Below are 23,652 nucleotides of genomic sequence, written 5' to 3'. Positions count from 1 at the left end.
TGTCGATCAGTTAAAAGTGCGGACGTCCAAACACAGCAGGTCAAAGGTGGGAGCTGTAGCTCGACAGCTCCCACATTTATCTTCGGTGTCTGCCCAATCGTGGGCGCACAACTGATCGGCATCGGGCGCTTGGCCCAGCATTTGTTGCGATGGGCGCAAGGTTAACACGTGAAGTCGGCCCTTCGCAGGTCGCAAACGGCCAGGTAAAACACAAAAAAGGGCGGCGCCTTTATATAAGCGCCGCCCTTTTTTACGGTTGCCCGATTTACTGAATGTTACCGGGCGAATCCAACACCTTCACCACATCATCCACCACCGCTTTCGCCATCTCCTGCAAGTAATGCGACGCCCAGGCGTAACGATCCGTCTCCTTGGTCATCGCCGCATCTTCTGCGAGCTGCTTGGCAACGTGGAGGAGGTCGGAGGCGTGATGCAAGGCTTCGTGCAGGGCAACACCGCTGTTGACGCGCAGTAGAGGTTGGTCGGAGTGGAAGGAGAAGGGGGTGACGCCCAGGGTGGTTAATGCAGACGGATTTGTAGCGCTCATCGGTAAAACTCCCATATCAGTTGAGAGCTACCACGTTCGTTATCAGGCGAATTGGGTGGCAGCTGTGCGCAGGCTGATAAACCGGAGATACAGGAACCCGGCAGACCCGAAGGTCTCCCACGCACAGCCGCCATTGCACGAATTGTGAGGCGAAAAAAAACGCCTGCAAATCGAGTTTTGGGGGCGCTTGGTGCGCCTGCATCTTGCCGGGTTATCAGGCCCGATCGCTGAATTGGCAGCGACGGAGGGGAGGGTAGCGTGGTGGTGGGGTGGGCGCAACTGGGAAAAAGGGGAGCCTCTTTGCTTTGCCAGTTGCCAGCGGACCCATGCGGGACGATACGCCCCGCTAATGATCACCTAACGATAAGAGCCCTGACCTGCGGCCACTTGAAAAGGTTTGGCTGCGCTACTCAATCACCGCGCTCGAAAAAGCGGAGACCCAATTATTGGATCTAACGCAGTTGCTGCCAAAAGTGCCTGGCCAAAAAGCTGTCCAGCATGGCAGCAAAAAAGCATACGTTTCGTCGATTAAGTATCACCGCCGCAAGGTTACACATGCTGAGAGTCTTTGGTCTGAGCATTTGCCCCGTGTAAGGCTATGACCTACGGGGCTCGGTCTTCCAACATGGCTGCTCAGCCTGAAGCCGATCTAAACGCTAACGGTCCGACTAAGCACTCAGGCGTGCCGTCACTTCGTTCAACTGCCCTGACAACCCGTGAAGGTTGCGGCTTGCCGCTTCGGTGCGCTGCATGTTGTCCAGGTTGGTACTGGCAATCGTGGTGATTTCGGTGAGGTTGCGCGAGATGTCTTCCGCCACCGAGGTTTGCTCTTCGGCGGCGGTGGCAATCTGGCGGTTCATGTCGCGAATGGCTTCTACGGCATGGGTGATGCGCTCCAGCATGGCGCCGGCCTCATTCACCTGCGCGACACTTTCTTCACTGCGCGACTGGCCACTTTCAATCGCCTGAGCTGCGTCCACCGCGCCGGTTTGCACCGTTTGGATGATCTGGTTGATTTCGATGATCGACGCCGCCGTACGCTGGGCCAGGCTTCGTACTTCGTCGGCCACGACCGCAAAACCGCGTCCGGCTTCACCGGCACGGGCCGCTTCGATCGCCGCGTTCAGCGCCAGCAAATTAGTCTGTTCGGCGATGCCGCGAATCACTTCCAGCACCTTGCCGATGCGGCCACTGTCGGTTTCCAGGCGACGGATGACCGTCGCTGTGTTGGCGATCTCGCCACGCATTTGGGTGATGGTGTGAATGGTGCCCCGCATGACTTTTTCGCCCTGCTGTGCGGATTGGTCGGCATCATCGGCTGCGCGTGCGGCATCGGCTGCGTGACGGGCCACTTCCTGGGCGGTGGCGGACATTTCGTTCATCGCCGTGGCCACCTGATCGGTACGGTCGAACTGCTCGTTGGTGCCGCTGGCCATGAGACCCGCGATGGTACTTAACTCGCTACTTGCGCTGTCCAGATCCTTGGCGCTGCGCTGCAAGCGGTTGAAAGTTTCGGCTAGAAAGTCGCGCAAAGTGTTGGCGGCCATGGCCAGTTTGCCCAACTCGTCTTCACGGCTACTGGCCACGCGTTCGGCAAATTTGCCTTGGCTCAGTTGCGCCACGTAATCGATCAGCTTGCGGATGGGGTCAACCAAGTTACGGTTGATGAGCCACAGGCTCAACAGGCCGATCAACAGACCCGAGGCGAGCATTACGATAATCCCCAACATCACCGTGCGCTTTGCACCCGCGCTGATCAGCGTCGATTGCTCGGTACCCTGCTTGCGCAGTTCGCCGACAAGTTCGCTCATCTGGTCGCTGGTAGCACGGTCGACGCCCTTAACGGCGGCGTCGCCTGCGCTGGGGTCTGCACCCGCGGCGATATAGGCATCGCGACCTTTCTGGTAAGCGCTTCCCAGCTGGCGGTGTTCGTCACGCAGGCGTTCGATGCGGGCCTTGAGTTGGCCGTCCAGGCCTTTCTGGTTAGCCAGTTCGCCGAGGATCCCCTGCACGTCACGCTGACGTTCTTCGAATTGCTTCCAATATTTATCCAGGTCTGCCGGCTGCTTGCCCCGTAGTAATACGTTTTTCCATTCCTGCACCTGCACCTTGAATTGCAGGTTGGCCTCGTCGATCAGTTGCGAAGTGTGCAGCGGACCTTCGATTAGGTTGGCGTAGTTTTGCACGCCGTTGGACAGGAAATGAAAGCATGCCAAAGCAATCAGCAACATCGCCAACAGGCTGCCGCTCAGCAGCGCGAGGATTTGGGTTCTTAGGGATCTTTGCAGCATCGGATGATACTCATGACAGGAATTAGGTACGCCTGGTTGGGCGTAAAAGACGTCCAAACATCCCTGTCTGCGGTTCCGGTTTGTAGCCGGAGCCGCGCAAACTAACACCTGTGGTATCGGCCTTCCAGAGCGGTGCTTGAGACGAGTCCGACTGTCGGTGCCTCATGAGTTCTCGGTTATCGTCCTCCCTATAAACATCCTCTTGTTTGAACGTGAGATGAATGACTGCTTTTGGCTGATAGCAGCCTCTCAGACTTTGAAAATGACGAGTGCTTAGGCCCCATTACTTACCGACGCGTTGGATTACGTTTTCTGATTTTGCATAAATTATGCAAATTAGCATTTGCCAACCCCCAAAACACCCGGCACTATCCGCGTTATGCAAAAACGCAACGTTTCTACCGTCTTAAGAGAACTGCTGGACCGCGACCGGATCTCCCCCACGGAGCTTCACCGGCGTACCGGCGTGCCTCAATCCACACTCTCGCGGATCCTCAGCGGCAAGATCGTTGATCCGTCGGACAAGCACATCTCGCGCATCGCCGAGTACTTTCGCGTCAGCACCGACCACCTGCGCGGGCGCGCGGCGGCGGGGGCTTTGCGCGATGACGGGCGCGACCCGATGCATTCGGAACTCAAGGACATAAGCCTGTGGGATGACGACACGCCCGTTAATGATGACGAGGTGTCGATCCCCTTTCTGCGCGAGGTTGAATTGGCTGCTGGATCAGGAAGATTCGTCATCGAGGAAAGCGAGAAGGCCAGCTTGCGGTTCGGCAAGCGCAGCCTGCGGCATAATGGTGTGCAGTTTGATCAGGCCAAGTGTGTGACGGTGCGCGGCAACAGTATGTTGCCGGTGCTGCGCGACGGCGCCACGGTCGGGGTGAACGCAGGCAAGAGTGGCATTGGCGACATCGTCGATGGCGACTTGTATGCCATCAACCACAATGGCCAGTTGCGGGTGAAACAGCTCTACCGCCTGCCTTCCGGGATTCGTCTGCGCAGTTTCAATCGCGATGAGCACCCGGATGAGGACTACAGTTTCCAGGATATCCAGGATGAGCAGATCAGCATCCTCGGCCATGTATTCTGGTGGGGCATGTACGCCCGTTAACCTCCTTACGTAAGACAGAGCCCGCCAGTGCGCGGGCTTTTTTTCGTCTGCAAAAAACCGGCAAACCCTTCACCCGCAAGGCTGAAAATGCATCCGTGCATTTCTCACAGAAAAATAAATGCATTTATGCATTGACTGTATATGCATGCATGCATATTCTTCATCTCAAGCCAGCCAACAAGGTGGTGGAGGCGGCAAGGATGCTGCCAAGGAAGACAAGGAAGGCGCGCAACATCGGCAAGGACGCCATCGAAGCGATGGCAGGGATGCCAGGCAACACCGGCAAGGATGCCGACGCTCTTTAGTTTCAACGCTTCAAAAACAGGCAGCGATGAACCGGCCTAATAACGGTTCAGAGGGTTGGCAACTGACCCGGGTGTGCAGCGTAAAGCACCAGAAGCAGTTATCCGGCAGACAGGGATCGTGGTCGGAAAAACATCTTAGGAAAGGTCCGTACCGCGCCAGTAGCGCCGAAAGACCGAATCTGGACCGTATTACTGAAAAGCCCGGGCGACCGGGCTTTTTGGAATGCCTACCTATCGAAGCATTTGTAAATGAAAAACGGACTATCTATTGCTCAGCCAGGAGGCGTGACATGACAAATGAACAGCAAGCGTTAGCGGAAATGCCTATCTGGCTGGTCATCGTATTGGCAGTGATCGGCGGGGTATCCGGCGAAATGTGGCGCGCCGACAAAGAGGGCGCACGGGGTTGGTCGCTGATCCGCCGTCTGGCCCTGCGCTCCGGGGCCTGCATGGTGTGCGGCGTTTCAGCGCTGATGCTGTGCTACGCCGCCGGCATGTCGATCTGGACGGCCGGCGCCATCGGTTGCCTGACTGCCATGGCCGGTGCCGATGTAGCCATCGGCCTGTATGAGCGGTGGGCCGCCAAGCGCATCGGGATCAACGAAAACTCCCGTCAGGACCCGCAGTAACTGTTGCAAGGACGCTACTTAAAATGACGCTCATCGAAAAGCCCTCTCAACTGCCCCTCGCCATTGGCGAAGCGCTAAAAGCGGCCTTCCCGGACTTGAAGGTCGGCAATCACCAAGACTTTAACGGCGCCGGGGACAAAACCGGCGTACTGATTACGGTCGAGGGCAATGGCCCCGGCATTCGCTCTCGCGAAGGGCGCAAGGCTCACGCGTTGACCCTTTCGCTCAAGGCCATGGTTGCGCCCGGGGCATTGCCATTTGATGCCTGCGACCTGGCCAGCCAACTTATGGATCTGGTGCTGGATAACCGCTGGAAGCTGCCGCAGGCACAGTGTGATTTGCCGATGAATATCGTCGCCGCGCCGTCTGTGCGCACCACGGCGGAAACGGACTACGACACCTGGACCGTTTCGTTCACCCAAACCCTTTACTTGGGACCTGTGTTACTCACCGATCCCACAGGCCAACCGCTGTTCGCCCGCACCTGGGAAGTCTCGAACATCAACGACCCCGATCAATACAAACCACTGGCGGAGTAGCCCATGTTCGACGCGCTGTTACGCATGCAACTGGGGCCGATCGTCGAGCGCCTGGTGGAAATGGAAACCCAGCTTGAAGACCTTTACCGACGTGCCGAAAGCTTCTGCCGCATTGGCGTGTGTCAGGAGGTCGACGCCGCCAGCAGTACCTGCAAGGTCAGCCACGGTGAGTTGCTCACGCCGGCCATCCGCTTTTTCAACCCCAGCGCCGGTGCACAGACTGAAACGCGCATTCCGTCCGTGGGCGAACAATGCCTGTTGCTCAACTACGGCGGCGGCGAAGGCGGCGGCCAGTCTGTAGCCTTGTTCGGCCTGAACAGTAGCCAGTTTCCGCCGGTCTCCAGCGTTGCCAGCTTGACCCGGCGCCGCCATCAGGACGGCACTCAAAGCGACTACGACGACGCCAGCCACACGTTCAACTGGGTCAACGGCCCCACCACATTTACCGGCTCCCGCGAACAGGTCGACATCAAGGTCGGCGCCGCCAGCCTGACCATGAGCGCCCAGGGCATCACCCTGCAAATCGGCGGCACTAGCCTGTTGCTCGATGCTGGCGGCGCACACTTCAGCGGCCCCGTGGTGGACCACCAAGGACGCGTCATCAGCCCCCGATAAGGACACCGCATGATCGGAATCGACAGGAACACCGGGGCAGCCGTCGATGACTGGCTGCAATTCGTGCAGCGCGCCACCCGAGCGCTGACCACCCCCGTGGGCACTCGCCAAAAACGCCCGCTGTACGGCTCGCAGATCCCGCAACTGCTCGGCCAGAACCTCGGCGACGACCTGCTGATCCTCGCCCAAAGCCACGCCGCCCAAGCGTTCTATAACGCGCAGAACGGCATCGGCGACTTCCAACCCCAGGTCATCGTCGCAACCCGCCAAGGCGCGGGCCTGCTGCTGCGCTTTGCCGGCACTTGGAAAAATCGCCAACAATCCTTTGAGGTCGTGACATGAGCATGCTGATCCCCGGCCAGAACCAACTGGCGGAACCGGCCATCATCGCGGTGGATGAGTTCGAACCGTTGCTGGCCGAATTCAAGGCGTTTGTTGTCGATTACGTCGCCACCCGAGCGCCGCAAAGTGCGGCCAAACTCAAGGCCAGCCTCGACAATGAAAGCGAGCTGCTGACCCTGGCGCTGGAAGCGTTTTGTGTGCGGCTGCAAACCCACGAGCGCAAATACAACGCGCGCATCAAACAGATGCTGGCGTGGTGGGCCACCGGCAGCAATTTGGATGCACGCCTGGCCGATATGGGCTTGGAGCGCCAAGTGCTCGATCCCGGCGACCCGGCAGCGTTTCCGCCCGTGCCGCCAACATTGGAGAGCGATGACGACGCTCGCCTTCGTTACTACCTGGCGCCACATGCCCCGGCCGCGGGTTCGCGAATGCAGTATCGGCGTGAGGTTTTCACTCTAGGCGAACGGCCGTCGGTGAAGGTGCAAAGCGCGACGCCGGGCGTGGTGACGGTCAGCTACACCTTTGACCCGGACGGCTATGCGGCCCAGGTCAAAGATGGCAACGGGCGTCGAACAGCGCCCGGCGAAGTCATGGTCACCGTGCTTTCCCGTGAGGGCGACGGCACGCCGTCCGCCGATTTGCTTGACGGCGTTCGTCGCCATTTCGCACGGCCGGATGTGCGGCCGGAGACGGACCTAGTGAGCGTGCAAAGTGCGCAAATCCTTCCCTACAAAATCCGCGTGGTCGCCAAGATCAACGCCGGCCCGGATTCGGGGCTTACACAAGTCGCCGCTCAAAAGCTGCTGCAAGACTATGCAGAGTCCTGTCATCGCCTGGAAGGGCGGGTGGACCCGAGCTGGATTGATTATGCGATTCACAGCGCCGGCGCTGCGCAACTGCAGATCCTTGAACCGCTGCAGCCGATCATCGGTACCGCATTCCAGGCACCGTATTGCACGGCGGTCGAGGTGGAGGTGCGCACGCTATGAGTGAGCCCAAAACGAGTTTGTTACCTGCCAACAGCTCACCCCTGGAAAAAGCCCTGGACCTGGGCTTCGGACAGTTGCTCGACCGGGTTTTTCCACCGTTTCCGGCGTTGATGAACCCACTGCAAACGCCTGCCGAATTTCTTCCTTACCTTGCTGCCGACCGCGGGGTGAGCGAATGGGATGCTGACGCCAGCGAAGCTGAAAAGCGTCTCACCGTGGCTTTGTCCTGGCAGATCCAACGCCAGGCGGGTACACCCAAGGCGTTGAGTCATGCGGTGGAGTCGCTGGGGTTCACCCCCAATATCAGCGCGTGGTATCAGCAGCAGCCGTTGAGCCTGCCTTACACCTTCGATGTGCAAGCGATCATCGGGCGCAGTTGGTCCAGTGGTGACCACAACCGCTTGATTCGCCGTATCAATGCGGCGAAGAGCGAGCGGGATCAGGCGACCATCACCATCGTGCATGAAACCGAAGGTCGGCTTGCGTTCACTCAAGTCCTCGACGCCCCTTTAAGCGACGGCGAGTTGTGTCTGAACGGGGCGCTGCCGGAGTTGGCGTTGGTTGCGCGACTTAACAGTGCCGGGGTGGCCCAGCACTACACCATTAACGACTACGACCTCAGGGCGCAGCCATGACAGATGACATTACGCGCCTGGTGCGCTTCACCTCCAAAGGTTTGGATGAAGTGCTGCAGGCAAAGAACCAGGGTTTGAAAGGCGAAATTACCCACATCGGCGCCGGTACCGGCCGCTACAACCCAGACGGCACGGAAGTGGCCTTGCGTGATGAACGCCAGCGTGTCGCCATTGTGGATTATGAGGACTTGGGCGACCGGCAACTCAGGATGGCCGCGCTGTTTGATGGCGAGGCCGAATATGAGATTGGCGAGTTTGGTTTTTATCTCGCCAGTGGGACCTTGCTGGCGATTTACTCGGTGGCGGGAAAGTTGCTGACTTATAAAGCGTCTGCGACTCGAGTGCTTCAACGATTTACGTTAGATATTTCGCCATTGCCGACGGACAGTGTGACGGTTGTAGTAGGTAATGAAAATCTTAATGTCTTGATGGCTGGGGAGTTCGCGGAGCTCGCCGCAGCGAGTATTGATAACATGGCGCGGCATGTGGGGGTTTTGTTTCGGGTCATGAGCGTAGAACTTAAATAGTCCTCGCCTTTGGGTACTGGAAAAAACGACGTTTTACAAGGAGTGTAAAAGATGAGTTTGGAAACGGTAATCGCCGGCCTGGTGTCGGCATGCAATGCACTAACGGATACGGTAAGTAAAAAGATATCCTTAATCGACCAGAAAGTAGTTGCGGCAACTGAGCAGGTTCCAGCGGCTGTTCGAGCAGAAGTTAACAAGGTTCTGTATGTCGACTCCTCCAGTGGCCTGGACACCAATAGCGGTCTCACTTCGGATAAGCCACTTAAAACCATTGCTGCTGCAGTTGGCAGGGTCATGTTGTGCGGCTCAGCCACAATTTTCCTACGGCGTGGAAAGGTCTATGAGGTAGGTCGGGGCTTGGGTGGAACCAATGTTGACAATATGTCGCTTCTATTCATCCCGTATGGGACAGAAGCTTCTAAACCAATCGTTCGTGGCGCGCTGATGCGATTTCCTGATTCGAATGTCTACATATGTGGTGGTTTTTCCGCTATCACGGAAATGTCGATTAAGTTCACCGACTGCCGAATAGAAACCGGCTTGGCGAATGGCGTTTCGCAATGGGGCCCTGATTACGGCGGCTTGTTTTCTCGCGATGGAGGGGCAGGCGAAAGTGTGAGCTTTAAGTTGTGTTTTCATAAGTGTGAGGTCGTGGTTCAGGACGTTCCATTGTTCACTACGTACTACGGTTTTATTCAGCTAAGCCTCGCGCAGACGACCATTAGTAAAGGCGGCGCCCAGACGACAATCATCAATGTCGGTGTGCCGAAAATGGTTGATATCAGTACCGTGTCTATTGTCGGTTTCGGCTCCGGTGCGACACTTGATAGTTTGCTTACCTTGTCGCCAGGTTCTTACACGGCCCGCCAGGCATATACAACTATTTCCGCATAAGGAGCGTTTAAATGAGAACAGTGAATTACAAGGGCTCGATATACGTCAATCCAGATGCAGACAGTTTGGAAGGGATTGGTTTGTCGGCTGAAGATGCAGCTGAGGTTATGGCACAACTGATGAGTAACGAAGCCATGCAGCGTCGAGACGAACTGTTGCAAGTCGCGGCGATACGTATCGCCCCCCTGTTGGATGCACAAGACCTGGGGAAGGCAACCGATGACGAGGTGGCACGGCTGCAAGCCTGGAAGCTGTATCGAATTGAATTGAACCGTATCGATAAGCAGGAAGGTTTTCCGGCCTTAATCAACTGGCCTGTAGCGCCAATCTAGGGACTGACATGACCGCGAAAGCGGTTTTTTTTCGCCCAATGAATCCCCTGCTTAAGGGGCATTTTTGCATCTGGAGAAATTTACACATGGCCAACCGCCAAACCTACACCGTCCTCATCCCATTCCCCACCGGAGGTGGCCACTGGTCCACCGCCGGCGAAGAACTGGAACTGCTCGACGTCGAAGCATCCGCCCTGCGCACCGCCGGCCGCCTGGAACTGACCAGCGTCCTCAACTCCACCCCCAAGAAGGCTGACTAACCATGGCTGAGGTTCTTAACTTCGAGCACAACGGCATCACCGTGAATGCCACCGAATCCCCCGAGGCCATGGGTGGCCTGGGCGATAACGTCATCGGCCTGGTCGGCACTGCGCCGAACGCTCACGCGTCGATCCCGAAAAACGCGCCGTTTCGCATCAACAGCTTCACCACCCAGGCGCTGCTGGATCCGACCGGCGCCGAGTCGGGCACGCTGTTCCAGGCCGTCTACCAGATCCTCAAAGTGGTGAAGGTGCCGGTCTACGTGGTGATCGTGGAGGAGGGCGCAACCCCGGCCGACACCCTCAACAATGTGATCGGCGGCAACGAGCCGACCACTGGCCGCAAACTGGGCCTGGCTGCCCTGAGCAGCGTCCCCGAAGACCTGACTATCATCGGCGCTCCGGGCTTCACCGGCACCAAAGCCGTGGCCGGTGAGTTCGCCGCCTTCGGCAAACGCATCAAGGCCCGTGTGGTACTGGATGGCAAGGATGCTTCGGTTGCTGACCAAGTGACCTACAGCGGCGAACTGGGCGGGGCCGACCTCGGTTTCGACCGTTGCCTGCTGGTGCACAACATGCCGTCGGTGTACTCCAAGGCGGCGAAAAAGAACGTGTTCCTGTCGCCATCGTCGCTGGCCATCGCTGCACTGGCCAAGGTCAAGCAGTGGGAAAGCCCAGGCAACCAGGTGACGTTCGCTGAGGACGTTTCCCGCGTGGTCGAGTACAACATCCTCGACACCTCCACCGAAGGCGACCTGCTCAACCGTTACGGCGTGAGCTACTACGCGCGCACCATCCTTGGCGGTTTTTCGCTGCTGGGTAATCGCTCCATCACCGGCAAGTTCATCAGCTACGTCGGCCTGGAAGATGCGATCAGCCGCAAGCTGGTCAAGGCCGGCCAGAAAGCCATGGCCAAGAACCTCACCAAGTCGTTCATGGACCAGGAGGTCAAGCGCATCAACGACTGGCTGCAAACCCTGGTCGCCGACGAAACCATCCCCGGCGGCAGCGTGTACCTGCACCCGGAACTCAACAGTGTCGAGAAGTACAAGAACGGCACCTGGTTCATCGTCATCGACTACGGCCGCTACGCGCCGAATGAACACATGATTTACCAACTCAATGCCCGCGATGAAATCATCGAGCAGTTCCTGGAGGACGTTCTCTAATGTTTACCAACCGTGTAAGACAGGCCATTGCGGCCACCCTTCAAGGCCTGCCGTTGTCCGCGACGGTAGAAGAGTTCACCCCGCCGAAGATCGAATTCGACATGGAATCCATGTCCGGCGGGCGCTTCATCGCCGAAGAAATGGCCAAGAGCGGCAAGGTGCTCAATGCCAAGTTGGTTCTGCAAGGTGCCGGGCCGGAAATCATGCTGGCCCTGGGCGTGCGTCAGGGCGACGATATTCTGCTGAACGTGCGTGAAGCCGGTCAGGACCAGGATGGCAAGACCTATTTCACCTACCACACCGTCGGCGGCAAACTTAAATCCCTGGAGGAGGCGAAGCTGAAGATGGGCGACAAGGCCACTACCACCCTGGAGTTGTCGTGCCGTACCTACAACCGTCTGGAAAACGGCATTCCGGTGATCGACATCGACGTGCGTACCCAGAAGTTCATGCTCAACGGTGTCGACATTCTCGGCGATGCCCGCCGCGCTGTGCTGATGCCTTAAGGGCTACCGTGACCTGAAGTGAGCACAGTCAATGTGGGAGCCGGGCTTGCCCGCGATGCAGGCGACTGGGTGTGCCTGGTGTACCGAGCTGATGCCATCGCAGGCAAGCCAGCTCCCACATCGACCGCGCTCAGCTTTAGATTTGCGCTGCTTTCAACAACGCTTAAACAAGGAATTGCCCCATGGCCTGGATGCCACCGCTGCACATTCTGCTGTCTCCGATCACCGCCGACACTGGCGCGACGATCCAGCAGATTCAACTCAAGCCGCTGTTCTACGCCGCGCAAAAAGCTGCGCTGGCCCGGGCCGGTGATGACGAGGACGACCAGTTTTTTGAACTGGCGAAACTCGCCACCGGCCTGTCGGAAAAAGAACTCGATCAGCTCAAGCGCCCGGACTACGTGAGCATTGCTCAGTACGTGCACGAAATGTCGACGCGCCCAGCGTCGTTCTTCCTCGGCGAACGCGATGAACCGTCGCAGCATGAACAGGTGCACCTGCTGCTGCCCCTCGATGCCGCCGGCCGCAACCTGACCGCGCTGAGCCTGGAAATGCCTGCCCTGCGTGCCACCAAGGCCATGAAGAAACTCGCCACCAACAAAGAACGCGCCGAATTCATTACGGCTCACTGCACCGGCCTGATGATCCCTGACCTGGCCGGGCTGACCGTTCCCGACTGGACGGAACTGCAGGAGCGCATCGACGATTTTTTAAACAAACCGGCGGACTTCTTTCGGAGCGCGACATCGAAGTGATCCTCGATGTGGTGCCACTGATTTACTCGGTCAATGAGGCGGAGATCCTCGACTGGGACGCCGGAAAAGCATTGCGCCGCTACGACATCGCGATCACTCGCCTTGGCGTCAAACAGGAGTAGAGCGGTATGGCAGGCAATAACCATGCAAGCCCGTCAGCCATCGCCACGGAAGGCGAGCTGACGCTGGGCTCACGTGACACCGCAGTGGCGCAGGCCAGTATCAAACCCATTGCGTCAACACTCGCCGGGCCCTCGGGCGTGATGCCGGTAGAGGCCGCGAGTCTGGGGCTGGCGCTGGCGACTGCCAGCCTTGAGATCAATCTCCTGGCGGCGGGGCAGGATCGGCTGGTGAATACCCTCGAGCTGTTCAACGCCTCACTGCTCAAGATGATGGACGCCCGGCAAGTCGAAGCTGGCGAAGGCGCGGGAGCAGCAAAAGCTGCAGCCCCCGCTGAGGCGCGCAAACCCTCGCAGGCACTGGATGCCGCGATGACTGACCTGGATCAGTTGTTGATGTTTGTCGGCCGCCAGCGCAAACAACTGCGCGAAACCAACTTGGCCATGGCGTCGGAACCGATGGTAGCGGCGAGCGGTGCAAGCGCTGTGGAGCTGGCACAGGTCGAGTATGTGGCCGCCCGGTCCGGCATCGGCAGCGACCGCAAGGATGCCTCGGGCAATATCGACCGCGCGGCTCGTCAGGACGACCTGACCCAGTTTGCCCGCGACGCAGCCATCATGGCGACGGCCTTCAAGGTCGACGTCAAAAATGCCGGCGACATGATGGGCGGCTGGCGCGAGTCGATGAAAATCGACCGCGAGCAAACCCGGGACCTGGCTGACGCGACCAATGTGTTGGGCACCCACGTTTCGCTCAAGGCAGAAGCGGCGGATATCGGCGCTATTGTGCAGCGCGCAGGGGGGACGGCCACCGCCGCGGGCATGAGCCCCGAGCAGGCAGCGGCGCTTTCGGCGGCATTGCTCAGTGCCGGCAACAGCAAGAGTGCAGCGGGTGTCGGGCTAGAGAAAATCAGCAGCACCCTGGCCAAAGGCGACGGCGCTTCTGAAAGCCAGCGCAACGCGTGGGCGGCGCTCAAGCTTGATCCCACGTTGCTCGCTGGCGGGATGCAGCAGGATGCGCCACAGACCCTGCTCACGGTGCTTGAAGCGCTCAAGGCGCAACCGGCTGAAAAACAAGCGGCGTTGGCCACTCAATTGTTCGATGGCAACCAGTCGATTCTGAGCCTGGTGCCCGCCATCGATACGGTAAAGCAGGCGTTTACGCTGGTGGCCGACAAGTCGGTGTACGCAACGTCGGCACTGGGCGAACAAGGCTCGGTCCTGCGTTCGGCAGCGGTTCGCGCAGACTCCACACAAGCACGTCGTCAAGCCTTCGAGGCTAGCACCACGCGTCTGGATACCGCCAAGGATGCCGCGCTGGCGCCGATCGTGGACACCTCGCTGACCGCGATGACCGGGCTGGTGACGGGCGTGGGCTGGTTGGCCGAGGCGCTGCCCAAGACCACGGCCGCTGTAACGCTGGCTGGCGCGGCGCTGGGGCCGGTGTTTTCCGGTGTGTTTGATGCGGTGAAGGACAAGGTGTTCGAGAAGGTCGCCGGCAAGGTTCTCGGTGACGGCGATAAGGCACCGAGCAAGGTGAGTTCGCCCGCCAGCCAGGACACACCCAAAGGCCGCGAAACGCCGCGCGGTGATCGCTCGGCAGACAAGCCTTCACGAACCGCGAGAGCCAGCAAGGTCGCGCGAAGTGGCTCCCTTGGCGTGGTGCTGGCGGGTGCTGGCATTGACCTTGTCCAGGGCGCGATGTCGGGGAACCTGGGTAAAGCCGTCGGCACCACGGTAGGGTCAGTGGGCGGCGGCGTTGTTGGTGGCGTTGCTGGCGAATTTGCGGGCATGGCCGTTGGCCGCGCGCTCGGCACGCTCGCCGGGGCGGCGATCGGTTCGGTGGTGCCGGGGGCTGGCACAGTACTGGGCGGGGTCATGGGCGGTGTCGCTGGCGGTGCCATCGGCAAAGTGGTCGGCGGCGCGCTGGGTACGTTTGCCGGCAGTGATATCGGCGCCTGGCTGAGTGAAAAGCTGATGGGCTCCGATGACCGTCTGCCATCACCTGGCGAGACCAGCAAAAACCTCAGTAGCGCTCAAGCCGACAACCGCCAAATCAACTTCGCGCCGCAAATCACCATCAACGCACCCGAGCAGGCCAACCCACAACAACTGGCCGCGATCGTGGTGCAACAGATTGAGGCGCAATTCTCGCCGCTGTCGATGGACAGCCTGCTGGCGACGCGACGTGACTCGGCCCTGACCGATACAGGAGTGGTGTGATGCGACAACAAATGGCGTTGGGCCCGTTTATTTTCGGGCTGTCCCGTGGGTTTGCCTACGACACCCTGGACCGTTTGAGCAGTGGGGGTTGGGGCAGCCTGGATATCGTTTCCGGCAAGCCCAAATCCACCCAAGTTGGCCAGGCGCTCGAAACGCTGTCATTCGGCGGCAAGGCTGCACGCGCGCTGGGCATGGCGCGGATGGACGAATTGCGTGCGCTGCAAGCCCAGCGTGTGCCGTTGCCGCTGGTCGATGGCGTAGGCCTGAACTGGGGGCTGTGGACCATCAAATCGGTGGACGAAAAACAGTCCTGTGTGATCGATGACGGCACGGCCATGGTGGTCAATTGGGTGTTGGTACTGGAGGAGTTCGTCAATGCGTAAGGTTCGAAGTATTGCCGGTGATTCGGTCAACCTGTTGCTCTATCGCGAGCTCGGTCGCTGTGATGATGCCGCCGAAGAGGTGCTGTGGCGCTTGAACCCGCAGTTGGCCGAACAGGGCGCGGTATTGCCGGCAGGCGTCAATGTGATTGTGCCTGAGCTGGATACCCAGCCCGTGGCCAGGCAGCCGGTTACGGCCTGGGATTAAGGAGCAACCATGACACTTGGATTTACACCCGTGGTGGAGATTTACGGTGCCAATGCCGCGCTCCTCAATGAGCGGCTATTGGAGTGGGAGCATACTGACATGGCCGGGTTCACGTCCGACCAGCTCAAGCTGACACTCGACATCGAGGGCCTTGAAGGGCTGCCCAGTCTGGGCGGGCGTATCGGCCTGCGCATCGGGTATCGGGAGTCGGGCCTGGTGGACAAGGGCCGCTTCAAAATCACCCAGCGCACACCGTCACTGTTCCCGCTGCGTCTGGTGCTGGTGGCGACGGCGGCGCCCTTTGATGAGTCCGAATTCAAGAAGCGACGCACCGCCAGTCACGGGCCGATCAGCCTGGGTGCGCTATTTCGCCAATTGACCACGCGCTACGGTTTTTCACCGCGCGTGGCGCCTGATCTGGAAGGCGAGCATATCCCGCACATCGACCAGACCAATGAAAGTGACATGGCGTTTCTCACGCGGCTGGCCAATCGCTTCGATGCCGTGGCCAAGCCTGTCGACGAGCTGTATGTGCTGGGCCGCAAAGGGCAGACAAAATCGCTGTCGGGCAAGGTCTTGCCGGTCGTGCCGTTGTCGATCACCCGCGACAATCGTCCGGGTGATCGCGCGTTTATCACCGCCAGCTTTACCCAAACCAGCCGCGCTACTTACCTGGGCGCACAAACGTCCTGGTGGGACGCGGCAGCCGGTAAACAACGGGTGGTGCAGGTGGGCATCGCGCCGTTCAAGGTGGTGACGCAGCGTTACCAGAACGAGGCTGAAGCCAGAACCGCTGCCGAGGGCGAGATGCGCCGAGTGGGGCGCGAAGGGATGCAGGTCAATGTGATCTGCCCCGGAAACCCCTTGTTCGGCGCTGAAGGCCTGTTGCTGCTGGACGAGTCGTGGCCCGACTTCATGCGCGGCCGTTGGTCGATCAAGACGGTGACCTCCAGTGGCAAGCGCAGCGAGAGTTATCGATGCACGATCATGGCCAACGGTTTATCCGCGGCCGAGTGAGGACCCATGGCTATAACGCTTTCTCAACTGGTTCAAATCCTGCCCGGAGCCCGCCCTGTTGCGGGTCTTTTTTTGTCCGCATTGAACACTGCAATGTCCAGGTCCGAGATCGGCCAAACCAAGCGCATCGCTGCGTTCCTCGCGCAAGTCGGCCACGAATCTGGTGAGCTGCGCTACGTGCGCGAGTTGGGCAGCGACCAATACCTCAGCAAATACGACACCGGCATCTTGGCCGCACGCCTGGGCAACACCCCCGAAGCGGACGGCGATGGCCAGAAGTACCGGGGCAGGGGGCTGATCCAGATTACGGGTCGGCGCAATTACCTGGCGTGCAGCCAGGCGCTGTTTGGCGACGATCGCCTGCTGCGCCAGCCCGAGTTGCTGGAGCAGCCGCAGTGGGCGTGTGAATCGGCGGCGTGGTTTTGGCAAAGCAACGGTTTGAATGAGCTGGCCGACAAGGACCAGTTCACCACCATCACCCGACGCATCAACGGTGGGTTGAACGGGCTGGAGCATCGTCTGCAATTGTGGGCCCGGGCGAAGGCGGTGTTGTGCGCTTCTTAGGCGGGTTACGGCTGATCGGCGTGTGCTTGCTGGTGGTTGCGGTTTGGCAGGTGCAGGCGTGGCGATATGGTTCGCAGCTTGAGCAGCAGGCGGATCTAAACGCTCAGGCGGCCTCGCTTCGACAGCAGGCAGAGCAGAAAAAACGGCTGGCGCTGGAGCAGCAACTCAGTGCCAGCGACCGACAACATGCCCAGGAATTGATTGATGCCCAGCGTAATCAAGCTGCTCTGCGCGACCGCCTGGCCACTTCTGATGTGCGGTTGTCAGTCCTTCTCGACGCCACCGACCGTACCCTCGGCTGCCCAATGCCAGCCGCCACCACCTCCGGCGGCGTGGTTCATGCAGCCCCGCGAGCCCGACTTGACCCTGCGCATGCTCAACGAATTATCGCCATCACCGACGACGGCGATAACGCCCTGATCGCCTTACGTGCCTGCCAAGCGTACGTGCGCGCCGTCGGGCGTTAGCATCTTGATCCAGTCTGTCGCTTGCGCGTGCGATTTGCTCCTGTAGGGTAGGCAAATCCCCCGCCTACTTCTGGAGTCGACCGTGAAGGAAATCACTCAACTGGCCGCTGAACTGGGTCGCCGTTTGCAGGTGCTCAATGCCCACGTCACCACTGCCGAGTCGTGCACCGGCGGCGGTATCGCCGAAGCGATCACGCGGATTCCGGGCAGTTCGGCCTGGTTTGAGGCGGGATATGTCACCTATTCCAACCGGCAGAAGACCCGGCAGTTGGGCGTACCGGAGAAACTGTTCGGCAAAGTCGGCGCTGTCAGCCAGGAAGTGGTGGAGGCGATGGTCCGCGGCGCACAGGAAAAAAGCCTGTCGCGCTTTGCCGTGGCGGTCAGTGGTGTGGCAGGGCCGGATGGTGGTTCGCCGGACAAACCGGTCGGCACCGTCTGGCTGGCGTTTGGGGTTGGCGAAGAGGTGACGGCCGAGCTTGCGCACTTCCCCGGCAACCGCGACGAGGTCCGCCGACAAACGGTAAAAGCCGCGCTTGAGGGCTTGTTGCGACGAGCTGCACTAGAAATAGAAAAACAGGGGTAGGCGATCTTCGATCTTTGTGGAACAATACTGTCTACTTATACAGGTGTTGGCCGTCAGGCCTTATTGATTACGTGAGGACTTTAATGGACGACAACAAGAAGAAAGCCTTGGCTGCGGCCCTGGGTCAGATCGAACGTCAATTCGGCAAGGGTGCCGTAATGCGTATGGGCGATCACGACCGTCAGGCGATCCCGGCTATTTCCACTGGCTCTCTGGGTCTGGACATCGCGCTCGGCATTGGCGGCCTGCCAAAAGGCCGTATCGTCGAAATCTACGGTCCTGAATCTTCCGGTAAAACTACTCTGACTCTGTCGGTGATTGCCCAGGCGCAAAAAATGGGCGCCACCTGCGCGTTCGTCGACGCCGAGCACGCACTCGATCCCGAATACGCCGGCAAACTGGGCGTCAACGTAGACGACCTGCTCGTTTCCCAGCCGGACACCGGTGAGCAAGCCCTGGAAATCACCGACATGCTGGTGCGCTCCAACGCCATCGACGTGATCGTGGTCGACTCCGTGGCAGCCCTGGTACCGAAAGCTGAAATTGAAGGCGAAATGGGCGACATGCACGTGGGCCTGCAAGCCCGCCTGATGTCCCAGGCGCTGCGTAAAATCACCGGTAACATCAAGAACGCCAACTGCCTGGTGATCTTCATCAACCAGATCCGTATGAAGATCGGCGTGATGTTCGGCAGCCCGGAAACCACCACCGGTGGTAACGCGCTGAAGTTCTACGCTTCGGTCCGTCTGGATATCCGCCGTACCGGCGCGGTGAAGGAAGGTGACGAGGTTGTCGGCAGCGAAACCCGCGTTAAAGTCGTGAAGAACAAAGTGGCTCCGCCTTTCCGTCAGGCTGAGTTCCAGATTCTCTACGGCAAGGGTATCTACCTGAACGGCGAGATGATCGACCTGGGCGTGTTGCACGGTTTCGTCGAGAAGTCCGGCGCCTGGTATGCCTACAACGGCAGCAAGATCGGTCAGGGCAAGGCCAACTCGGCCAAGTTCCTGGCGGACAACCCGGATATCGCCGCCACGCTCGAGAAGCAGATTCGCGACAAACTGCTGACCGCAGCGCCAGACGTGAAAGCTGCTGCCAATCGTGAGCCGGTTGAGGAAGTCGAAGAAGCTGACACTGATATCTGAAGCAAACGATGACTGTTGTACTGGATACACTCGTCGCCGTTCGGCGCACTGCGATGGACCTGCTCGCTCGACGCGAGCATGGTCGAGTCGAGCTGACGCGTAAACTGCGTCAGCGCGGTGCAGAGCCCGAGATGATCGAAACTGCCCTCGACCGCTTAACGGAAGAAGGGCTTCTGTCGGAAGCGCGTTACCTGGAAAGCTTTGTCTCCTACCGCGCGCGCTCCGGCTATGGCCCGGCGCGAATTCGTGAAGAGCTGAGCCAGCGCGGTCTGCAACGCGCTGATATCGACCTCGCCCTGCGTGAGTGCGGTATCAGTTGGCAGTCGCAGTTGGAAGATACATGGCGCCGCAAGTTTGCCGGCCATCTTCCGATTGATGCCAGGGAGCGTGCTAAGCAAGGTCGCTTCCTGAGTTATCGCGGGTTTTCGATGGATATGATCAGCCGCCTGTTAAGCGGCCGAGACATGGAAGACTGAGCTTTCGAGCTGCTGAAATTTAGAATCCAGGCGCTGGCTTGCCTGCGATGTGGACACTTCGGTTTCCCAGTAGGATCGCGATGATGCCATCGCAGGCAAGCCAGCTCCCACATCGAATCTGCTGCATCTGATCGAACTCGGTAAATTAAAAAGGCCCACTATGAAAATAGTGGGCCTTTTTTTTTGCCTTCAAAAAATCATGCTGGCTCGGGCGTTACTCGCTGCTGCGCTTTCCCCTGAGCCTGTGCCCAATTTTCCGGCAGATTGATGTAATCCACCAACTCTCGCAGTCGGCCTTGATCGCGGCCATTGAAGTTGAACACCAAGCGCGTCAAATGGCTGAACCTCGGCTCATCGTGTTCCTCGCCGGTATAGGCAAGCTGCTGGAACTCACCACTCAGCCGCAGGCTGGCAAACTCGCTTTGCAAATGAGCCAGCGCCCGTTCACTGAGCGGATGGTTCATGCGCACCACAAACTCACGCTTCAACCAGCGCGTGGAGTGAAAGTTGGCATAGAACTGGTTGATTTCGTCCACGGCTTCTTCAGCACTGTGTACCAGTCGGACCAGCTTGAGGTCGGTGGGCAGGATATAGCGATTGGCTTCCAGCTGGCTGCGGATAAAGTCCAGAGCGCCTTGCCAAAAACCGCCGCCCGGAGCATCCAGCAGTACCACTGGCACCAGTGGGCTCTTTCCGGTCTGGATCAGGGTGAGCACTTCAAGCGCTTCATCCAGGGTGCCGAACCCGCCCGGGCACAACACCAGCGCATCGGCTTCCTTGACGAAAAACAGCTTGCGGGTAAAGAAGAAGTGGAAGGACAGCAGGTTCTCAGTGCCGTCGATGGTCGGGTTGGCGTGCTGCTCAAACGGCAGGGTAATGTTGAACCCCAGGCTGTGTTCCAGGCCGGCGCCTTCGTGGGCTGCCGCCATGATGCCGCCGCCACCGCCGGTGATCACCATCAGGTCCGATTGCGCCAGCTGGGCGCCGACTTCCCGGGCCAGGGCATACAACGGGCTTTCAACCGGTGTGCGTGCCGAGCCGAACACGGTCACCTTGCGGCGGTCCTTGAACTGTTCGAGCACGCGGAAGGCATTGTCCAGTTCGCGGATCGCCTGCAAGGTGATTTTGGCGTTCCAACGGTTGCGATCGTCCTGGGCCATGCGCAGAACGGTGAGGATCATGTCGCGATAAAGGGGAATGTTCGGGCTGCTGGGCGCGACCAGCTGGAGTTGCGCGTCGACCTGCTGAGTGAGATCGGTCCCGTGTTCTTCAAAATGACGGAGCAGACGGTCATTCGATTCGTAAGGCATTCAACTTCTCCTTCTTCACAGAACCTGGGCCCTCGGCGAGGTATTCGTCCGCGGCCACGACACTGCATGTGTCGCCGCACGCCAGGGGCATTGCACGGTATGCACCGAGCGGCGAAGCGGGCTCTGTATGTTCCTTGTGATTTGGAAACCTTTGCACTGCAAGTCGCAGGAGGGCAACCCTCTTTTGCCCTGAAAATGTTACAGAACGGCGTGGAAAATGCGCGGGGCAGGCGGTCGGGATGACTTGATCATGAGCCGAAAAACCCTTGGCTGGCAACCGGTTATTGGCCGCACATCAAGCAGTTTAGTCGTCGGCAAGCATAGGCAGCGAGGGAAGTGCGCGCCACAGGACAGCAGCGCGCGATGGTCGAGCAATCGTTACTTTTTCTTCTTCGCTGCGGCAGGTGCCGGGCAATCGGCTTCGACAAACTTGACCGACGCCACCGGGCGGTTGGTCTTGTTCTCGGAGATGTCATAGCGCATCACGGCGCCCTTGGCCATCAACTCGCGGTAACCCTTGTTCAGGCAAACGCTTTGACCCAGCTGGAAATACACGGCCTTGGGGTTGGCGCGCATCTGTTCGGCACGGTCAGGCTGCACGCTGAGGTGATCGATCAGCTGCATGCCTTCAACGGTGTAGGCCACTTCCAGGGTTTTTTCATCGATTTCCCGGGGCAGGTCCTTGTTGCTTTCGGCCGCGACGCTTTGCAGCTTCCTGTTCATTTGGGCCTCCAGCAGCGAGGCCGCGTGGGCGCCCATGGGCAATACCAGCGCGAGGGCGACGGATGGGGCAACAAGGCGCAGCATGGAACGCAGCATGAAAATCTCCTGATTCGGTTACTGGTGCATAGACCAGCCACTGCGCTGTGCGTTCAGTGGCGCGCAATTATAGGTGAGCGCCTGCCACTACAGCCAGGCGTATCGCTCAGAAGTGCCGGCGGCTCTGGTAAACTGCCGCCACTTAAGCCTGTCTCGAGTTCCCCCAGTGTCGATTTTGCCTTCTACGGGTTGCACCCGATGAGCCATGCCGTTTCCCGCTTGCGTACCCAGCGGCTGGCGCGGGCCGTGCGCCCGTTCCTCAACCGAGGTTCGCGCGCCGAACGTTGCCCCGGCTGCCGGGTGATTCCCGAATATTGCCTGTGTGCCTGGCGGCCGCAGGTAGAGGCGCGTTCGGCGATTTGCCTGCTGATGCACGATGTGGAGCCGATGAAGCCGAGCAACACCGGCTGGCTGATTGCCGATGTGATTGACGACACCACCGCGTTCGCCTGGTCGCGCACCGAGGTCGATCCCGCGTTGCTGACCCTGCTGGCCGACCCGCAGTGGCAACCCTACATCGTGTTTCCCGGCGAATTCGTCGCGCCAGAGCGGGTTGTCAGTGAGGTGAAGGTGGAGGAGGGCAAGCGCCCGTTGTTCATCCTGCTGGATGGCACCTGGAGCGAAGCGCGCAAGATGTTCCGCAAGAGCCCTTACCTTGAGCACTTGCCCGTGTTGAGCCTGGCGCCTGAACAGCTGTCGCGCTACAAGCTGCGCCGCTCCAAGCGGGATGATCATTTTTGCACCGCCGAAGTCGCGGCGCTGTGCCTGGAGCTGGTCAGCGATCAGGCGGCCAGTGAAGTGCTGGATGCTTACCTCGACGTATTCAGCACCCATTACCTGGCGGCCAAGTTCCTGTTGCCGCTGGACCCGTCGGACAGCGTTCATGCGCGCCTCTCGCCCCACATCCCGGCGGTATGACCAGACGACGTTTGCATGATGGCACTGTAAACCTGCAACTCGCTAAAATGCCCACGGGCGTAGTGCTTGACCCCCCAGGCTACGCTGGGCATGCTGGGCGCCGATTGGGGCGTAACCGTGAATTTTCAGCGTCGTTGCAGGTGTTTTTGACGCTGAGCCTGCCCCGTGGCGGTGGCTGCCTGGCCGTTGCCTTGTGTACTGGCGAACCCTGAACCCGTCAGGGCTGCCATAAAAAACAGGATCATTTAATCAATGGCCACATACGAAATCCTGATAGCCGATGACCACCCGCTGTTTCGCAGTGCGCTGCATCAGGCGGTAACCCTGGGCCTTGGCCCGGACGTGCGACTGGTTGAAGTGGCCAGCATTGCCGAGCTGGAAGCACGACTCACCGAAAAATCCGACTGGGACCTGGTGCTGCTCGACCTGAACATGCCCGGCGCCTACGGTTTTTCCGGGCTGGTGCTGTTACGCGGGCAATACCCGCAGATCCCGGTGGTGATGGTTTCGGCCCAGGAAGAAGCTGACGTGGTGGTGCGCTCCAAGGAGTTTGGTGCCAGCGGTTTCATTCCCAAGTCCAGTTCAATGGAAGCGATCCAGAAAGCCGTGCGCACCGTGCTTGACGGCGATGTGTCCTGGCCGCCGCAAGCGTTTGAAGAAATCAACGTGTCCGACGAAGCCAAGGCCGCCCGTGATGGCCTCGCCAGCCTGACGCCCCAGCAATTTCGGGTGTTGACCATGGTCTGCGAAGGCTTGCTGAACAAGCAGATTGCTTACGAATTGAGCGTGTCGGAAGCGACCATCAAGGCCCATGTGACGGCGATTTTTCGCAAGCTGGGCGTGCGCACGCGCACTCAGGCGGCGCTGCTCTTGCAACAACTTGAGTCAATTTCGCAGCACTAAGACATTGCCGATTCACGCTTTTTTGACTTTGCGTGATCTAGTTTCCCCACTTCTTTGGTTCAGTTGCCTAC

Annotated in this window: 31 protein-coding genes; 27 read left to right on the top strand and 4 right to left on the bottom strand. The window is 59.4% G+C overall.

Annotation, left to right across the window (positions count from 1 at the left end; all coding sequences use genetic code 11):
- Window positions 1–265 precede the first annotated feature (265 nt).
- Complete coding sequence (locus tag NTD89_RS26455; RefSeq protein WP_262210497.1) at window positions 266–547, bottom strand: DUF3077 domain-containing protein; 282 nt, start codon at window positions 545–547, stop codon at window positions 266–268.
- Window positions 548–1,215: 668 nt separating this feature from the next.
- Window positions 1,216–2,838 (bottom strand): methyl-accepting chemotaxis protein, encoded by a 1,623-nt coding sequence (locus tag NTD89_RS26450; protein ID WP_262210495.1) that lies wholly within the window; start codon window positions 2,836–2,838, stop codon window positions 1,216–1,218.
- Window positions 2,839–3,217: 379 nt separating this feature from the next.
- Here NTD89_RS26450 and NTD89_RS26445 point away from each other — a divergent pair, with 379 nt between their 5' ends.
- The 25 genes from NTD89_RS26445 to recX all read left to right on the top strand — a co-directional run bounded on the left by NTD89_RS26445 (window position 3,218) and on the right by recX (window position 19,631).
- Window positions 3,218–3,952 carry a helix-turn-helix transcriptional regulator gene (locus tag NTD89_RS26445; RefSeq protein ID WP_410017233.1) on the top strand — a complete coding sequence of 245 codons (735 nt, stop codon included), beginning with the start codon at window positions 3,218–3,220 and terminating at the stop codon, window positions 3,950–3,952.
- Window positions 3,931–4,257, top strand: coding sequence for a hypothetical protein (locus tag NTD89_RS26440; protein WP_262210494.1), 327 nt, complete (start codon window positions 3,931–3,933; stop codon window positions 4,255–4,257). Before NTD89_RS26445 ends, NTD89_RS26440 begins: the two co-directional genes overlap by 22 nt.
- A 290-nt stretch (window positions 4,258–4,547) precedes the next feature.
- Window positions 4,548–4,886 carry a phage holin family protein gene (locus NTD89_RS26435; protein WP_106577252.1) on the top strand — a complete coding sequence of 113 codons (339 nt, stop codon included), beginning with the start codon at window positions 4,548–4,550 and terminating at the stop codon, window positions 4,884–4,886.
- A 23-nt stretch (window positions 4,887–4,909) separates the two neighbouring features.
- A complete protein-coding gene (locus NTD89_RS26430; RefSeq protein WP_106577251.1) occupies window positions 4,910–5,425 on the top strand; it encodes a hypothetical protein in 516 nt (171 codons plus the stop codon).
- Between the two features lie 3 nt (window positions 5,426–5,428).
- The gene (locus tag NTD89_RS26425) at window positions 5,429–6,040 is read left to right on the top strand and encodes a phage baseplate assembly protein V (protein WP_262210493.1); all 612 of its coding nucleotides are present in this window, start codon (window positions 5,429–5,431) and stop codon (window positions 6,038–6,040) included.
- 9 nt (window positions 6,041–6,049) lie between these two features.
- Window positions 6,050–6,382, top strand: coding sequence for a phage baseplate protein (locus NTD89_RS26420; RefSeq protein ID WP_106577249.1), 333 nt, complete (start codon window positions 6,050–6,052; stop codon window positions 6,380–6,382).
- Window positions 6,379–7,374, top strand: a complete 996-nt coding sequence (locus NTD89_RS26415; protein WP_262210491.1) for a baseplate J/gp47 family protein — start codon at window positions 6,379–6,381, stop codon at window positions 7,372–7,374. The genes NTD89_RS26420 and NTD89_RS26415 overlap by 4 nt, the downstream gene beginning before the upstream one ends.
- A complete protein-coding gene (locus NTD89_RS26410; RefSeq protein WP_106577247.1) occupies window positions 7,371–8,009 on the top strand; it encodes a phage tail protein I in 639 nt (212 codons plus the stop codon). Before NTD89_RS26415 ends, NTD89_RS26410 begins: the two co-directional genes overlap by 4 nt.
- Window positions 8,006–8,536: a hypothetical protein gene (locus tag NTD89_RS26405; RefSeq protein WP_262210489.1), complete on the top strand. Its 531-nt coding sequence runs from the start codon at window positions 8,006–8,008 to the stop codon at window positions 8,534–8,536. Before NTD89_RS26410 ends, NTD89_RS26405 begins: the two co-directional genes overlap by 4 nt.
- Window positions 8,537–8,587: 51 nt before the next feature.
- Window positions 8,588–9,430: a hypothetical protein gene (locus tag NTD89_RS26400; protein WP_106577245.1), complete on the top strand. Its 843-nt coding sequence runs from the start codon at window positions 8,588–8,590 to the stop codon at window positions 9,428–9,430.
- Window positions 9,431–9,441: 11 nt separating this feature from the next.
- The gene (locus tag NTD89_RS26395; protein WP_262210487.1) at window positions 9,442–9,762 is read left to right on the top strand and encodes a tail fiber assembly protein; all 321 of its coding nucleotides are present in this window, start codon (window positions 9,442–9,444) and stop codon (window positions 9,760–9,762) included.
- An 86-nt stretch (window positions 9,763–9,848) separates the two neighbouring features.
- Window positions 9,849–10,022: a hypothetical protein gene (locus NTD89_RS26390; RefSeq protein ID WP_163005422.1), complete on the top strand. Its 174-nt coding sequence runs from the start codon at window positions 9,849–9,851 to the stop codon at window positions 10,020–10,022.
- Between the two features lie 2 nt (window positions 10,023–10,024).
- Complete coding sequence (locus NTD89_RS26385; RefSeq protein ID WP_110624383.1) at window positions 10,025–11,191, top strand: phage tail protein; 1,167 nt, start codon at window positions 10,025–10,027, stop codon at window positions 11,189–11,191.
- A complete protein-coding gene (locus NTD89_RS26380) occupies window positions 11,191–11,697 on the top strand; it encodes a phage major tail tube protein (RefSeq protein WP_106577243.1) in 507 nt (168 codons plus the stop codon). Before NTD89_RS26385 ends, NTD89_RS26380 begins: the two co-directional genes overlap by 1 nt.
- A 182-nt stretch (window positions 11,698–11,879) precedes the next feature.
- Window positions 11,880–12,452 (top strand): phage tail assembly protein, encoded by a 573-nt coding sequence (locus NTD89_RS26375; protein ID WP_262210484.1) that lies wholly within the window; start codon window positions 11,880–11,882, stop codon window positions 12,450–12,452.
- Window positions 12,449–12,574, top strand: coding sequence for a hypothetical protein (locus NTD89_RS26370; RefSeq protein WP_017844653.1), 126 nt, complete (start codon window positions 12,449–12,451; stop codon window positions 12,572–12,574). Before NTD89_RS26375 ends, NTD89_RS26370 begins: the two co-directional genes overlap by 4 nt.
- A gap of 6 nt (window positions 12,575–12,580) precedes the next feature.
- Entirely contained in the window at window positions 12,581–14,794 is a 2,214-nt protein-coding gene (locus NTD89_RS26365; protein WP_262210482.1) for a phage tail tape measure protein, read from the top strand.
- Complete coding sequence (locus tag NTD89_RS26360) at window positions 14,794–15,177, top strand: phage tail protein (RefSeq protein ID WP_145161628.1); 384 nt, start codon at window positions 14,794–14,796, stop codon at window positions 15,175–15,177. Before NTD89_RS26365 ends, NTD89_RS26360 begins: the two co-directional genes overlap by 1 nt.
- On the top strand, window positions 15,170–15,382 hold the full coding sequence (locus NTD89_RS26355; RefSeq protein ID WP_106577239.1) for a tail protein X: 213 nt from the start codon (window positions 15,170–15,172) through the stop codon (window positions 15,380–15,382). Before NTD89_RS26360 ends, NTD89_RS26355 begins: the two co-directional genes overlap by 8 nt.
- Window positions 15,383–15,391: 9 nt before the next feature.
- On the top strand, window positions 15,392–16,399 hold the full coding sequence (locus NTD89_RS26350) for a contractile injection system protein, VgrG/Pvc8 family (RefSeq protein WP_262210479.1): 1,008 nt from the start codon (window positions 15,392–15,394) through the stop codon (window positions 16,397–16,399).
- Between the two features lie 6 nt (window positions 16,400–16,405).
- Window positions 16,406–16,963, top strand: a complete 558-nt coding sequence (locus NTD89_RS26345; RefSeq protein WP_262210478.1) for a glycoside hydrolase family 19 protein — start codon at window positions 16,406–16,408, stop codon at window positions 16,961–16,963.
- A complete protein-coding gene (locus tag NTD89_RS26340) occupies window positions 16,951–17,430 on the top strand; it encodes a lysis protein (protein WP_262210477.1) in 480 nt (159 codons plus the stop codon). Before NTD89_RS26345 ends, NTD89_RS26340 begins: the two co-directional genes overlap by 13 nt.
- Before the next feature lie 82 nt (window positions 17,431–17,512).
- Window positions 17,513–18,013: a CinA family protein gene (locus NTD89_RS26335; RefSeq protein ID WP_106577235.1), complete on the top strand. Its 501-nt coding sequence runs from the start codon at window positions 17,513–17,515 to the stop codon at window positions 18,011–18,013.
- Window positions 18,014–18,096: 83 nt separating this feature from the next.
- The gene (recA, locus tag NTD89_RS26330) at window positions 18,097–19,155 is read left to right on the top strand and encodes a recombinase RecA (protein ID WP_003189042.1); all 1,059 of its coding nucleotides are present in this window, start codon (window positions 18,097–18,099) and stop codon (window positions 19,153–19,155) included.
- Between the two features lie 8 nt (window positions 19,156–19,163).
- On the top strand, window positions 19,164–19,631 hold the full coding sequence (gene recX, locus NTD89_RS26325; RefSeq protein ID WP_017137076.1) for a recombination regulator RecX: 468 nt from the start codon (window positions 19,164–19,166) through the stop codon (window positions 19,629–19,631).
- A gap of 197 nt (window positions 19,632–19,828) precedes the next feature.
- Here recX and NTD89_RS26320 read toward each other — a convergent pair whose 3' ends face one another.
- Both NTD89_RS26320 and NTD89_RS26315 read right to left on the bottom strand, forming a co-directional pair.
- Window positions 19,829–20,941 (bottom strand): TIGR00730 family Rossman fold protein, encoded by a 1,113-nt coding sequence (locus NTD89_RS26320; protein WP_145161636.1) that lies wholly within the window; start codon window positions 20,939–20,941, stop codon window positions 19,829–19,831.
- A gap of 378 nt (window positions 20,942–21,319) precedes the next feature.
- Window positions 21,320–21,760, bottom strand: coding sequence for a PA3611 family quorum-sensing-regulated virulence factor (locus tag NTD89_RS26315; RefSeq protein WP_106577233.1), 441 nt, complete (start codon window positions 21,758–21,760; stop codon window positions 21,320–21,322).
- Window positions 21,761–21,958: 198 nt separating this feature from the next.
- On the opposite strand from NTD89_RS26315, the gene NTD89_RS26310 reads away from it, so the two are divergent.
- The gene (locus NTD89_RS26310; RefSeq protein WP_262210476.1) at window positions 21,959–22,678 is read left to right on the top strand and encodes a tRNA-uridine aminocarboxypropyltransferase; all 720 of its coding nucleotides are present in this window, start codon (window positions 21,959–21,961) and stop codon (window positions 22,676–22,678) included.
- A gap of 252 nt (window positions 22,679–22,930) precedes the next feature.
- Window positions 22,931–23,581 carry a response regulator transcription factor ErdR gene (gene erdR / locus NTD89_RS26305; RefSeq protein WP_106577231.1) on the top strand — a complete coding sequence of 217 codons (651 nt, stop codon included), beginning with the start codon at window positions 22,931–22,933 and terminating at the stop codon, window positions 23,579–23,581.
- Window positions 23,582–23,652: the final 71 nt, after the last annotated feature.

The organism is Pseudomonas sp. 14P_5.3_Bac1, assembly GCF_025466135.1.
Classification (GTDB): Bacteria; Pseudomonadota; Gammaproteobacteria; order Pseudomonadales; family Pseudomonadaceae; genus Aquipseudomonas.
The sequence above is the reverse complement of the archived record's forward strand: the minus strand, read 5'-3'. Positions and strand labels throughout refer to the sequence as shown.